General features: G+C 73.8%; 13 protein-coding genes. 4 read left to right on the top strand and 9 right to left on the bottom strand.

What is annotated here, in order from left to right; genetic code table 11:
- Positions 1 to 22: 22 nt before the first annotated feature.
- Positions 23 to 1,579, bottom strand: a complete 1,557-nt coding sequence (gene purH / locus BM242_RS01305; RefSeq protein WP_093836711.1) for a bifunctional phosphoribosylaminoimidazolecarboxamide formyltransferase/IMP cyclohydrolase — start codon at positions 1,577 to 1,579, stop codon at positions 23 to 25.
- The gene (gene purN / locus BM242_RS01300) at positions 1,576 to 2,241 is read right to left on the bottom strand and encodes a phosphoribosylglycinamide formyltransferase (protein WP_093837268.1); all 666 of its coding nucleotides are present in this window, start codon (positions 2,239 to 2,241) and stop codon (positions 1,576 to 1,578) included. Before purN ends, purH begins: the two co-directional genes overlap by 4 nt.
- 331 nt (positions 2,242 to 2,572) lie before the next feature.
- Here purN and BM242_RS01295 point away from each other — a divergent pair, with 331 nt between their 5' ends.
- Positions 2,573 to 3,397, top strand: a complete 825-nt coding sequence (locus BM242_RS01295; protein WP_093836710.1) for a hypothetical protein — start codon at positions 2,573 to 2,575, stop codon at positions 3,395 to 3,397.
- A 223-nt stretch (positions 3,398 to 3,620) separates the two neighbouring features.
- Here BM242_RS01295 and BM242_RS01290 read toward each other — a convergent pair whose 3' ends face one another.
- From BM242_RS01290 to BM242_RS01275, 4 genes are all read right to left on the bottom strand, one after another.
- Positions 3,621 to 4,295 (bottom strand): DUF4352 domain-containing protein, encoded by a 675-nt coding sequence (locus BM242_RS01290; RefSeq protein WP_175541199.1) that lies wholly within the window; start codon positions 4,293 to 4,295, stop codon positions 3,621 to 3,623.
- 195 nt (positions 4,296 to 4,490) lie between these two features.
- On the bottom strand, positions 4,491 to 4,670 hold the full coding sequence (locus tag BM242_RS01285; protein WP_425443785.1) for a DUF397 domain-containing protein: 180 nt from the start codon (positions 4,668 to 4,670) through the stop codon (positions 4,491 to 4,493).
- 23 nt (positions 4,671 to 4,693) lie between these two features.
- A complete protein-coding gene (locus BM242_RS01280) occupies positions 4,694 to 4,897 on the bottom strand; it encodes a DUF397 domain-containing protein (RefSeq protein WP_093836707.1) in 204 nt (67 codons plus the stop codon).
- Positions 4,894 to 5,796, bottom strand: coding sequence for a helix-turn-helix domain-containing protein (locus BM242_RS01275; RefSeq protein ID WP_342746932.1), 903 nt, complete (start codon positions 5,794 to 5,796; stop codon positions 4,894 to 4,896). Before BM242_RS01275 ends, BM242_RS01280 begins: the two co-directional genes overlap by 4 nt.
- A gap of 168 nt (positions 5,797 to 5,964) precedes the next feature.
- On the opposite strand from BM242_RS01275, the gene BM242_RS01270 reads away from it, so the two are divergent.
- Positions 5,965 to 6,411: an ATP-binding protein gene (locus tag BM242_RS01270; RefSeq protein WP_245833726.1), complete on the top strand. Its 447-nt coding sequence runs from the start codon at positions 5,965 to 5,967 to the stop codon at positions 6,409 to 6,411.
- Positions 6,408 to 7,427 (top strand): hypothetical protein, encoded by a 1,020-nt coding sequence (locus tag BM242_RS01265; protein WP_093836705.1) that lies wholly within the window; start codon positions 6,408 to 6,410, stop codon positions 7,425 to 7,427. Before BM242_RS01270 ends, BM242_RS01265 begins: the two co-directional genes overlap by 4 nt.
- Before the next feature lie 44 nt (positions 7,428 to 7,471).
- Here BM242_RS01265 and BM242_RS01260 read toward each other — a convergent pair whose 3' ends face one another.
- On the bottom strand, positions 7,472 to 8,935 hold the full coding sequence (locus tag BM242_RS01260) for a cell division protein PerM (protein ID WP_093836704.1): 1,464 nt from the start codon (positions 8,933 to 8,935) through the stop codon (positions 7,472 to 7,474).
- A 138-nt stretch (positions 8,936 to 9,073) separates the two neighbouring features.
- Between BM242_RS01260 and BM242_RS30700 the strand changes: the two genes are divergently transcribed.
- Positions 9,074 to 10,003, top strand: coding sequence for an RNA polymerase sigma factor (locus tag BM242_RS30700; protein WP_093836703.1), 930 nt, complete (start codon positions 9,074 to 9,076; stop codon positions 10,001 to 10,003).
- Positions 10,004 to 10,145: 142 nt separating this feature from the next.
- Here BM242_RS30700 and sucD read toward each other — a convergent pair whose 3' ends face one another.
- Both sucD and sucC read right to left on the bottom strand, forming a co-directional pair.
- Positions 10,146 to 11,036 (bottom strand): succinate--CoA ligase subunit alpha, encoded by an 891-nt coding sequence (gene sucD, locus BM242_RS01250; RefSeq protein WP_093836702.1) that lies wholly within the window; start codon positions 11,034 to 11,036, stop codon positions 10,146 to 10,148.
- A 79-nt stretch (positions 11,037 to 11,115) separates the two neighbouring features.
- A complete protein-coding gene (gene sucC, locus BM242_RS01245; RefSeq protein WP_093836701.1) occupies positions 11,116 to 12,288 on the bottom strand; it encodes an ADP-forming succinate--CoA ligase subunit beta in 1,173 nt (390 codons plus the stop codon).
- Between the last annotated feature and the right edge of the window lie 62 nt (positions 12,289 to 12,350).

Here is a 12,350-nt window from a genome sequence, read left to right as displayed (position 1 = left end):
AGCGGCGGTGGGGTGTGTGGCGTCAGTGGAAGAAGTGGCGGGTGCCGGTGAGGTACATGGTGATGCCGGCGGCCTCGGCGGCGTCGATGACCTGCTGGTCACGGACCGAGCCGCCCGGCTGGACCACGGCCTTCACCCCGGCGTCGATCAGCACCTGGAGCCCGTCCGGGAAGGGGAAGAAGGCGTCCGAGGCGGCACAGGAACCGGCCGCGCGCTCCGCGCCCGCGCGCTGCACCGCCAGCCGGGCCGAGTCCACCCGGTTGACCTGGCCCATTCCGACCCCGACCGAGGCGCCGTCCCTGGCCAGCAGGATGGCGTTGGACTTCACCGCCCGGCAGGCCCGCCAGGCGAAGGCCAGTCCGGCCAGCCCGGCCTCGTCCAGCGGCTGCCCGGCGGCCAGCGTCCAGTGCGCCGGGTCGTCGCCGTCCGCCTGGAAGACGTCCCGCTCCTGCACCAGCAGCCCGCCCTCGATGGGCCGCAGCTCCCGGCGCACCGCCGGGGCGTCCGGGCAGCGCAGCACCCGGATGTTCTTCTTCCGGGTGAGCACCGACAGCGCGCCCTCCTCGTACTCCGGGGCGATGATCACCTCGGTGAAGATCTCCGCGACCTGCTCGGCCATGGCCACCGACACCGGACGGTTGACCGCGATCACCCCGCCGAAGGCCGAGACCGGGTCGCAGGCGTGCGCCTTGCGGTGCGCCTCGGCCACATCGTCACCGACCGCGATGCCGCACGGATTGGCGTGCTTGATGATCGCCACGCACGGCCGGTCGTGGTCATGGGCGGCGCGGCGGGCGGCCTCGGTGTCGACATAGTTGTTGTACGACATCTCCTTGCCGTGCAGCTGCTCGGCCGCGGCCAGCCCGGTGCCGCTGCCGTCGCCGTACAGCGCGGCCGGCTGGTGCGGGTTCTCGCCGTAGCGCAGCACCTGCTGCCGCTGGAAGGCGATGCCCGCGAAGTCCGGCAGCGGCGCCGGATCCGGGGCGTACTCCTCGGCGAACCAGGAGGCCACCGCCGTGTCATAGGCCGCGGTGTGCTGGAACGCCTCGGCCGCCAGCCGCCTGCGGGCGGCCAGGTCGAAGCCGCCCTCCGCCGCCGCGGCCAGCACATCGCCGTACCGCTCCGGATTGACCACCACGGCCACCGAGGGGTGGTTCTTGGCGGCGGCCCGCACCATGGACGGCCCGCCGATGTCGATCTGCTCCACGCACTCGTCCGGGGCGGCGCCCGAGGCGACCGTCTCCCGGAACGGATACAGATTCACCACCACCAGGTCGAACGGCTCCACCTCCAGCTCCGCCAGCTGGCGGCGGTGGTCCGCCAGCCGGCGGTCGGCCAGGATGCCCGCGTGCACCCGCGGGTGCAGGGTCTTCACCCGGCCGTCCAGGCACTCGGGGAAGCCGGTCAGCTCCTCCACCGGTGTCACCGGCACCCCGGCGTCCGCGATCCGGCGGGCCGTGGAGCCGGTGGAGACCAGCGCCACCCCCGCCTCGTGCAGACCCCGGGCCAGTTCCGCCAGCCCGGTCTTGTCGTAAACGCTCACCAGCGCGCGCCGGATGGGCAGCTTCTCGGCCGTCACGGGATAAGTACCTTTCGTCCCTCGATGCGGTAGCCGTCGCGGGCCAGCCGGCCGACGGCATCGACGAGCAGTCCTCGCTCGACTTCCTTGATCCGCTCGTGCAGCGCCGCCTCGTCGTCCTCCGGCCGGACCTCCACCACGCCCTGCGCGATGATCGGTCCGGTGTCGACGCCCTCGTCGACGAAGTGGACGGTGCACCCGGTGACCTTCACGCCGTACGCGAGCGCGTCGCGCACCCCGTGGGTGCCGGGGAAACTGGGCAGCAGAGCGGGATGGGTGTTGACCGTGCGCCCGCCGAACCGGGCGAGAAAACGCGGCCCCAGAATCTTCATGAACCCGGCCGAGACCACCAGGTCCGGCTCGTGCGCGGCGACCGCCTCGGCCAGCGCCGCGTCCCATTCCGCCCGGGCCGGGTAGTCCCGCACCCGGCACACGAACACCGGCAGCCCGGCCGCGCGGGCCCGGTCCAGCCCGGCGATCCCGTCCCGGTCCGCGCCCACGGCGACCACCTCGGCGCCGTACGCCGCGGCGCCGCGCCCGGCGACCGCGTCCAGCAGGGCCTGGAGGTTGGTCCCCGAGCCGGAGACGAGGACGACAAGACGCGCCGGGGACGGGGCGCCGTCGCGCGACGCCGCGGCCACGGGGGACTGCTCTGTGTGCATGGTCTTCGATTCTTCCCGGTCGGAAAAACGGAGCCGGACCGGCTGCGCGAGTGCCGCATGCCCGCGTGCCCGCATGCCCGCCTTCACGCCGCTCCGGCCGTTCCCGCCGGCCGCCGTGGAAGGACCCAAGACCGGCGGCCACGGGCAACGATACCGGCCCGGCATCCCGCCCCCGCGCGACGGGCGGGCCGCCGCCCCGGTACGGTCGGGGGCGGGGGACCCCTCCCCCGCCCCGACGGCCCCGGACCTCCAGGACCGCCACGACCTATCCATACCGCCCGCCAGGACCCGGCGCACCCCACCGCGGACGCCACACAGGGGACAGACACAGATGAGCGACCGACGCCGCGCCGCCACCGAGACCAACGGCCGCAACAGCGAGGAGCACAACCCCTTCGCGCCGCCGCCCGAGGGCGCCCCCGACCGGCCCTGGCGACCGCGCGGCGGTGACGACGACCACGCAGGCGGCAACGGCGACGGCAACGGGGCCGCGGACGGCCATGGCAACGGCCACGGCAGTGATGACGAGCAGGGCGACCGGGACGAGCGGCGCGGCGGCATCTGGGGCAGTCAGTGGAGCCGCCGCCAGCCGCAGCGTCAGTCCGGCCCGTTCGGCCGGCCGCCGGGCGGCGGCGGCCGGCCGAACGGCCGGGGCGGCGGGCTCCGCGGCCCGGAACGCCGCTGGGACCCGTCCGACCCCAAGCAGCGTCACGCCAGATTCGCCCTGCTGGCCGGGATGTGGGGGCTGGTGCTGGCCTGGCTCGGCATCGACTGGCTGGCCATGTTCCTCGGCGCCCTCGGCCTCTACTGGGGCATCGACGCCCTGCTCAAGCCCAAGCCCGACGCCTCCGCCGCGGCCCGCGCCGCCGTCACCGAGCCGGCCCCGCCCTCGGCGCCGGAGGACGGCGGGACGGGAGCGGGGGCCGGATCCGGGGCCGGGGCCGGGGCAGGCACCCGCCGCCCGCAGACCCCCCAGGCCACGGCCGGCATCGTGCTCTCCGGCCTCGCCCTGGTCGTGATCGCCCTCCAGTTCGCCGTACAGATGGTCTACAAGGACTACTTCGTCTGCGTCGACGACGCCCTCACCAGCGCCTCCCGGGAAACCTGCAGCGAGCACATCCCCACCTGGCTGGAGCGCTATCTGGAACCCGAGTGAGCCCCGCCGCCGCGCCGCCCGGCACGCGGGACCAGGAACCGGCCACGACCCCGGCCGCGTCGCCCGACCAGCCTTCCCCGGCCTTGCCGTCCGCGTACGGAAGCACCACCGGGACGGCGACCCACCCGGACGTGCGGCTCGGATGCTCGGCACCACCCCCTGGCCCGCTCCGGTTTCGAGGGTCCCGATCCCGGCGGGACCGGGACCCTCAGCGGGTTCCGGCTCAGAGTCCGAGCGCCCAGTAGCTGTGTTCCAGTTCGGCCGGGAGCGGGTCGACGATGACGTCCAGCCAGTCCGGGCCGGCCGGCACATCGAAGACGACGTATGCCGCGAAGGTCTCCCCGGGCGCCAGCACGCCCACCGGGTCCACCGCGAGCGCCGGGTCGTAGATCTCGGTGGCCTCCATGCCGCCCGCCCAGCCCTGGAACGCGAAGATCGTCTCGTTCGCGGTGTCACCGCAGTTGTCGACGGTGACGAGGAACCGGTAGACGCGCTCGCCGGTGTCGTCGGCCTCCGCGCTCGGGGTGTAGGGCTCCGCCTCCCCGACGGTCACCTCCAGCCCGTTCGCGTAGCCGTACGTCTCGCCGGCGTCCAGGACGGGCGGTGCACCGCCCGGGTCGTCGCCGCTGCTCGCGTCCGGGGCTTCTGCGCAGGACGCCGCGGCGGTCTCCTCGGCCGGCCCGCCCGGCTCCTTGCCCCCACCGCCTCCGCCTTCGGTTCCCCCCTCGTCCGGTGCCGGGCTCTCCACCGACTCCGACGGAACGCCGTCGCCCTCGAAGTACGGGTCCTCGCAAGCCGTCAGCCCCGCCACCGACAGCGCCACCGCCGCCACGACAATCGCCGGAAACCTCGTGCCCCGGCTCCGGTAACCGGTCGCCTTCTCCCCCATCGCACTCATCCCCCCAGCCGAGCAGGGTCCCCCCGGACCCCGCAGGCTTCCATGGAACAGTGCAAATCCGCCCGGCGCACGAGCAGACCGGACTCTGTTGCCGCCCGGTGACAGGGCTGGGACAGGCCACCACACGGTTATCCGGATCGTGCGCGAGCCCGCACCCGGACGGACGGGTGCGGGCTCCCTTGCCGACTTCTCAGGTCAGGAACTCGTGGCCAGGGCGAGGAGGCGGGACCACGCTTCGGGGGTGGTGGTCAATAGCGGACCGTCCACACCCTTGGTGTCCCGGATGTGGACGGCTCCGAACGCGACCGCCACCTCCACGCACTCACCACCGTCGCCGCCGCTGTAGCTGCTCTTGAACCACGCCGACTCGGGCACCGAAGGCCCGCTGCGCTGCACGGTCATGGGGCGGTGAGGGTGAGAAGGTGGCACCACGCCTCAGGAGTGGTGGTGAGTATCGGGCTGCTGGAGTCCTTGGAATCCCGGATGTGCACGGCCCCGGACGCGACCGCCACCTCCACGCACTCACCGCCCTGACTACCGCTGTAGCTGCTCTTGAACCACGCCGACTCGGGCACCGAAGGCCCGCTGCGCTGCACGATCATCTCTCTCCCAGGAGTGTCTCGACGAAGACCAGCGACTCACGCGGAGTGAGCGCCTGCGCTCGCAGACTGCCATAGACCGATTCGAGTTCGTGAACCCTGTGTGAGTCAGTGAAGAGACGGCTGTCGCTGCCCTGGGTTTCGGCATACACGATGCGCTTGCCGCGCTCGGTATCGATCATGACGAAGGGGCCGTCCAGGCCAGCGTGGTCCTCCCGGTCAGTCGGCATGACCTGGATGTCCACGTACCGCTTCTGCCCGATGAGCAGCATGTGTTCCAACTGGCCACGCAGGACTTGCCTGCCACCCAGCGGTCGGCGCAGAACGGTCTCCTCAATGACGAAGGTCATCACCGGCGGGGGCGTGCGGTCGAAGACCACCTGACGGGCGATCCGGGCTGCCACGTGCTCCTCGACAGTCTCATCGCTGAAGACGGGCTTCTTCATCCGGAGGACGGCCCGGGCGTAGTGCTCGGTCTGGAGCAGGCCGGGGACGGCTTGGGTGGCGTAGAAGTGCAGGCCCCTGGCCTTGGCTTCCAGGCCGGCGGCGTTGCGGAAGAAGGCTGGGTACCGGGCGTTGTTGACCTCTTCCTTGAGTGCGGTGAGGACACCGCAGGCGCCGAGGACGTCGTCGGACTTGTCGATGAACTTGCCCGGCGGGATGCGGCGGCCCTGCTCGAACGCCGCGATGGTGGCGGGCGAGTAGCCCATGCGCGAGGCGAAGTCCTCGCGGGTGATGTCGGCCCGGGTCCGGGAAGCCTTCAACTGGCGGCCGAAAGCGACCACCACGCCGGAGGCGAACTCGTCGCCCAGCCGCTGGGCGGGGAGTTCGGGTTCGTCGTCGGTGTCCGGTTCGTACTCGTCCGGGCTGTCGGGGTGCCGCTGGGGCTGGGGCTGCTTCACGGGGCCTCGCTTCGTCCGGGGCTCAAACGCCGCTCGCTGGACCGCGGTTACGCCGCTCCGCGCGACAGCGCACCACCCGGCGCCCACACAGCACTTTGGTCGCACCGTAACCGCTGGACCACGCTAGGCCACCGGGACCACAGTCAGGGCATGTTCGCAGGAAAAGACATGCTTTCTGGTGACAGTGCCCCGCCCGGCCGGGAGTTCGTCATGCGGTTCACCTCCACACCGCGCGGGGCGCGGCTGGCGCGGCGGCTGGCCGCGCAGCGGCTCGACGAGTGGGGGGTGGAGGACGGCAGCGCCGCGCACGACGCGATGACGCTTGTGGTGTCGGAGCTGTGCAGCAACGCCGTCCGGCACGGGCTGGTGCCGGGCCGGGACTTCCGGCTCCGGCTGACCGCCGACGGCACCCGGCTGCGGGCCGAGGTTACCGACGCACGCGCCGAGGCCGCTCCGGCGACGGTGGCCGGCGGTGCGGAGGAGTCCGGGCGCGGGCTGCGGCTGGTGGAGCACTTCGCGGAGCGCTGGGGGTGGTATCCGGCCGGGGACGGCGGTGTGGCCGGCAAGACGGTCTGGGCCGAGTGCGCCCTGACCGGGACGGAGGCCGGCCGGTGAACGCCCTGCGCGCCGCGACGGACGAGGCGCTCGGCGTGGTGCCGTTCGCCGGTCACCTGTTCCGGCTGCGCGCCGATCCGGGCTTCCGGCTGACGCAGATGCAGCACCTGCTGGACTTCGCGCCCCGCACCCGCCCGGCACCGCCGTGCCTCTGCGCGGAGGCCACGGTCGTCCGGGTGCACCGCAGCGGCGAGCTGTTCCGGGACGCGACGGCCCGCCTGTCCAGAGCGCCCGCCCTCCCCGTCGCGCCCCTCGCCGACGCCCGCTGTCTGCGCGCCACGCTCGGGGAGACCACCTGGTGGCGCCCGGCGCGGGACGGCGGTGGCCGGGGCGTCGCGCCCGACCACCTCTATGCCCGCGACGCGGCCGGGACGCTGCACATCGTGCTGGACACCCGTGCCCGCCACGGGGAGCGACATCTCCTCCATGTCATCGGCTCGGTGACGGCGCGCTGCGCCGAGCACCGTGGCTGGGTGTTGTTCGAGGCCGCGGCGGCGGCCGTCGCCGACCAGGGGGTGCTGATCGTCGGCACCTCACCGCGGGAGACGGCAATCGTGCTCCGGGCGCTGGTGGACGGCCTTCGGGCCGAGCCCGTCGGCTACGGCCGGACGGCCGTGACGCCGGACGGCCGCGGCCTGATCGGCCTGCCCCTGCCCCTGTCCCTGCCGGTACCGCCGCAGACGCCCGGGCCGGGCCTGCGCGAGACGGCCCCGCTGCGGCTGCTGCTCCTGGTCCGCCGGTCCGCCGCCGCCCCCGACAACCGCCCACCGGAGACCGCCCCGCTCCCCCTCCCTCGCGCCCGGGCCATGCTCGCGGCGGCCTGCCGCACCCCGGACGGCGGCTGGTTGTTCCCCCGCACCTGGCCGGAACAGCACCTGCGGCACCGCGCACACGCCCTGCTGGACAGCCTCCCGCACACGGTCCTCGCTCTTGCGCTCGCCCTGTCCGGCGATGCACAGCCCGCGGCCCTGGACTCGCGGATCACGGATGCGGTCCTGACGGCGCTTGCGTCGTAGTCGGAAGTGCCGGTCAGGCCGCCCGGCGGGGCGTTGCCGTGTCCTCACGCATGTGGGTGCATGGCGTCCGGCCGCCGGTCGAGGGGCGGGGGCGGCCCGGGCTCCGCCCTCCCGGTGTTCCCCGACGCGCGGCGGCGGGGCTTGAGGCGGCGCAGTGTGGCCGGTACGGCGGAGCCCAGGGTCCGGGCGAGGCGGGGGCGGCGCAGGCGCCAGGCCCGGAGGACGAGAGCGGCCGGGGTGCCGAGGACGGCGATCCAGGCACAGACCGCCAGCCCGGACAGCCAGCGGTCCGGGCCGAAGACGGCCAGGCGGCCGGTGCCCATCGGCCCGCCTGCCAGGGCGGCCAGTACCACTATCCCGGCCCCGGCGAGCACCGCCGCCAGCAGCACGGAGACAACGGTGGCGAGCGGACCGGCGGCGGCCTGCCGGGCGGACCGGTCCGGCACGGCCGCCCGGGCCGCGAACCAGGCCGCGATCAGCACCCCGGAGGCGGGCACCGCCAGGGCCACGGCGAACAGCCCTTCCGCCGGGACGGCGGCCAGCAGCGGAAAGGCGGGGGCGGGAGCGGGGGCCGGGAGGGCCCGGCCGTCCGCCGCGGCCGCGGCCGCGACCGCGGCCGGGGGCGAGGCGGAGAGCGGCGCGACCAGGGCGTGGGTGCCCAGGGCGAAGCCCGGGCCGAGGCCGTAGCAGGCGGCCCAGACGGCGGCGTTGGGGGCCAGGGCGCCGGCCAGCAGCAGGACGGCCAGCCGCCCGGACCAGTCGCCCGTCAGATTGCCGAAGGCGGTCTGGGCCAGGGCGTGGTGCCGGGCCAGGGCGACGGCCGCCAGCAGCGCGCCGGTGCCGCAGACCGCGCACAGCGCGGCGGCGGCGATGCGCGGCGCGCCGGTCTCCTGGAGCCGGAGCAGGGCGTCGGTCGGCCGGCGCAGGGGGCCGCGCAGCGGCGGCGGGCCGCTGTGGTGCCAGGCGGTGGCGAAGGTGATGGCGAGTGCGAACAGCGGCAGATGCAGGGCCGCGCTGGGCGGCACCGGCCGGATCGGGCCCTCCGGCACGGTGTGGGCGACGGCCACGGCCGCGGCCAGGCAGTATCCGGCGCTGATCCACAGTGCGGCCCGGAAGCCCTCCCCCGGCCGGGCGTCGGGCGCGTCGTCCGGGAGCACGGAGACGCGGACCGCGCGGTTGAGCAGCCAGCCGCAGAAGGCGGCGAGCAGCAGCGGCGTCAGTCCGATGGGTGCGGGGACGCCGGCCGGGGTGTCGAAGCGGAGCAGTTCGGTGCCGTGGCCGAGCAGCCACAGGTCCAGGGCGACGCGCAGTGCGGTGCCGGGTCCCTCGGCGGGATGCGGGGAGGTCGTCCACACCAGCAGGACGACGGCCGAGACGGCGCCGATTCCCAGTCCGGCGGCGAGCAGTCCCTCGAACATCCAGGCGCCGCCCACCCAGGTGAGGCGGCGGGGGCGGCCACCGGCCGGAGGTCGGCCGCGCTCCGCGAGCGCGGCAAGCAGGGCACTCACCCGGGTCATGGTGCCAACAAGGCGCCAGTCGGCGAGGTAACGAGCGATTTGTCGTGGTGTCGCCCAGTATGGACATATGTACTTCTCACCCTGCCTGTGCCCAGGACGGGCCTCCGGTCGACCGGAAGGGAGTGCGGAATGACAACGGCACGGCAGAAGCGCGGCGCGGCGGACCGCGTGGGGGACGCGGCCGGAGCGAAGGCGAGGACCCGGCCCGCGGGCCGGGCGGACGCAGGGAGGAGACCGCGGCAGAAGCAGCAGCGGGAAGAGAAGAAGGAAGGACAGAGGGAGCAGAGGGAGCAGAGGGAGCAGAGGCAGGAGAGGGAGGGGCAGGCGAGGGCCGGGCGCGCGGGGGAAGGGGAGACGCCGGGCGCCGCGCCCGGGGCCGCGGCGGCGGAAGCGGAGGTCGATCTGGCGCCGCTGTATGCGTTCGAGGAGCTGTACGAGGGTCAGGCCGAGCCGCTGGCCCGGCAGGCGTTTCTGCTCTGCGGTGACCACAAGCGCGCCGAGCAGGCCGTGGCGCACGCCTTCCGGCTGGCCTGGGAGCGCTGGCCGGAGGTCGCCGTGGACCCCGATCCACCGGGCTGGGTACGGGCCGCCGCCTATGAGTACGCGCTCTCGCCCTGGCACCGGCTGCGTCCCGGGCCCCGCCGCCCCCGCGCGCTGCTCCCGGAGCCCGGTGACCGCACGCTGCTCAACGCCGTGCTGGAGCTGCCGCCCAGCTACCGCCGCGCGCTGGTGCTGCACGAGGGGCTGGGCATGTCGGTCGCCGACACCGCGGCCGAGGTGGAGTCGACCACCCAGGCCGCCGCCGGACGGATCGCCCACGCCCGCCGGCACCTCGCCGCCCGGGTACCGGAACTGACCGGCGCGCAGCCGCGGGAGCAGAGCCGGCTGCTGGCCCGGTCGCTGGACCGGATCGCGGGTGCGCAGCCGCTGCGCCCGCCCCCGCCGCGGCTGGCGCGGCTGCGCAGCGAACGCACCACGGGTCGGCTGCTCTACGCCTGCGCCGCGCTGTTCGCCCTGCTGAGTGCGGCGCTGCTGACCGCCGCGCTCACCGGACCGTAGGGCAGGGCAGGCCCCGTGGCGGGAAACGCGACGCCGGGGTGCGCCCGTGCTTCGGGCGCACCCCGGCGTTCGCGTCGCGTCACGTCGCGCCGGGCGGCTGCGGCCGGCCGTACCCGGCCCCGCAGGCGCCGGGCGCCGGGCGTCAGGCGGTGGCGGTCAGGGACTCGCGGACCAGCCGGGCGGTCTCGGACGGCGTCTTGCCGACCTTCACCCCGGCCGCCTCCAGGGCCTCCTTCTTGGCCTGGGCGGTGCCGGAGGAGCCGGAGACGATGGCACCGGCGTGGCCCATGGTCTTGCCCTCGGGCGCGGTGAAGCCCGCCACATAGCCGACGACCGGCTTGGTGACGTTGGCCTTGATGTAGTCGGCGGCCCGCTCCTCGGCGTCGCCGCCGATCTCGCCGATCATCACGATGATGTCGGTGTCCGGGTCCTCCTGGAAGGCCTTGAGGCAGTCGATGTGGGTGGTGCCGATGACCGGGTCACCGCCGATGCCGACCGCCGAGGAGAAGCCGATGTCCCGCAGCTCGTACATCATCTGGTAGGTCAGCGTCCCGGACTTGGAGACCAGGCCGATGCGGCCGGGCTTGGTGATGTCGGCCGGGATGATGCCCGCGTTGGACTGGCCGGGGGTGATCAGGCCGGGGCAGTTGGGGCCGATGATGCGGGTCCTGTTGCCCTTGGAGCCGGCGTAGGCCCAGAAGGCGGCGGTGTCGTGCACCGCGATGCCCTCGGTGATGACCACGGCGAGGCCGATCTCGGCGTCGATCGCCTCCAGCACCGCGTCCTTGGTGAACTTCTCCGGCACGAAGATCACGGTGACGTCGGCGCCGGTGGCGGCCATCGCCTCCTTGACCGAGCCGAAGACCGGGATCTCGTTGCCGTCGAAGTCGACGGTCGTGCCCGCCTTGCGCGGGTTCACGCCGCCGACGATGTTGGTGCCCGACGCCAGCATGCGCCGGGTGTGCTTCTGGCCCTCGGAGCCGGTCATCCCCTGGACGATGACCTTGCTCTCCTTGGTGAGGAAGATAGCCATTTCGCGGAAGTCCTCGTTCGGTGAGTCGTAACTCGTATGTCGGGAGAGAGGTGACGTGGAGAGTCGTCGTCGCCGGGGGTTACTTGGCGGCCAGCTCGGCGGCGCGGTCGGCGGCGCCGTCCATGGTGTCCACCAGCTCGACCAGCGGGTGGTCGGCGTCGGTGAGGATCTTCCGGCCGGCCTCGGCGTTGTTGCCGTCCAGCCGGACCACCAGCGGCTTGGTGACCTCCTCGCCCTTGCCGCTGAGCAGCTCCAGGGCCTGGACGATGCCGTTGGCCACCGCGTCGCACGCGGTGATGCCGCCGAAGACATTGACGAAGACCGACTTCACCGCCGGGTCGCCGAGAATGATCTCCAGGCCGTTGGCCATCACCTCGGCCGAGGCGCCGCCGCCGATGTCGAGGAAGTTGGCCGGCTTGACGCCGCCGTGCGCCTCGCCCGCGTAGGCGACCACGTCCAGGGTGGACATGACCAGGCCCGCGCCGTTGCCGATGATGCCGACCTGGCCGTCCAGCTTGACGTAGTTGAGGCCCTTGGCCTTGGCGGCGGCCTCCAGCGGGTCGGCGGCGGCCTTGTCCTCCAGCGCCTCGTGCTCCGGCTGGCGGAAGCCGGCGTTGGCGTCCAGGGAGACCTTGCCGTCCAGCGCGATGATGGCGCCGTCCGCGGTCTTGACCAGCGGGTTCACCTCGACCAGCAGGGCGTCTTCGCTGACGAAGCAGTCCCACAGCTTGACCAGGACCTCGGCGACCGGTTCGGCCACCTCGGCCGGGAAGTCCGCCTGCGCCACGATCTCGCGGGCCTTGGCCAGGCCGACGCCGGAGATGGCGTCCACCGGCACCTTGGCCAGCGCCTCGGGCTTGGTGGCGGCCACCTCCTCGATGTCCATGCCGCCCTCCACCGAGGCCATGGCCAGGAAGGTGCGGTTGGCGCGGTCGAGGAGGAAGGAGACGTAGTACTCCTCCGCGATGTCCGCGGTCTGGGCCAGCATCACCTTGTGCACGGTGTGGCCCTTGATGTCCATGCCGAGGATGGCCCCGGACTTGGCGACGGCGTCATCGGGGTCGGAGGCCAGCTTGACACCGCCCGCCTTGCCGCGGCCACCGGTCTTCACCTGGGCCTTGACCACCGCGCGACCGCCGAGCCGCTCGGCCACCGCTCGCGCTGCCTCGGGGGTGTCGATGACTTCACCGGCCAGCACCGGTACGCCATGCTTGGCGAAGATGTCCCTCGCCTGGTACTCGAACAGGTCCACGCGCGTCCGTCCCTCAGTCCGTGGTCTTCGCGATCCATGTCGTCGGCGTGGGCGTGCCGCTG

It is taken from the genome of Streptomyces aidingensis (genome assembly GCF_900112355.1).
GTDB lineage: Bacteria > Actinomycetota > Actinomycetes > Streptomycetales > Streptomycetaceae > Streptomyces > Streptomyces aidingensis.
Note: the sequence above shows the minus strand (reverse complement) of the source record. Positions and strands in the feature narration are given on the sequence as shown.